The organism is Neisseria sp. P0001.S005, assembly GCF_051963715.1.
Genome location: NZ_JBQCTZ010000638.1, coordinates 1 through 425 on the forward strand (window position 1 = coordinate 1; position 425 = coordinate 425).

Genomic DNA, 425 nt, shown 5'->3' on the forward strand with positions numbered 1-425 from the left:
ACACCGCGCGAACTCTTGGCGCGTATCAACGCCATCTTGCGCCGTGCACAACACAGCAACGAACAAAACAACGCGCCTAACAGCATTTCTGTCAGCGACGTTGTCCTCTACCCTGCCAAACGCCAAGCCAGCATCAAAGACACTCCGCTTGAATTGACCAGCACCGAGTTTAATCTGCTCGAAGTTTTGATGCGCCACGCCGGACAAGTTGTCAGCAAAGAAACTCTGTCCATCGAAGCACTCGACCGCAAACTGGCTAAATTTGACCGCAGCATCGACGTACACATCTCTAGCATCCGCCACAAATTGGGCGATGCTTCTCTGATTCAAACCGTACGCGGCTTAGGCTACCTGTTTGTTAAAAACTAAAGATTAAACAGATCAATGAAACTGTTTCAACGCATCTTCGCCACATTTTGCGCAGT

1 pseudogene is annotated in these 425 nt (G+C 49.6%); it reads left to right on the plus strand.

Annotated features, from left to right (window positions below):
* A pseudogene (gene misR / locus ACTHSP_RS22135) lies at positions 1–369 on the plus strand (two-component system response regulator MisR); the annotation flags it as partial.
* Positions 370–425: the final 56 nt, after the last annotated feature.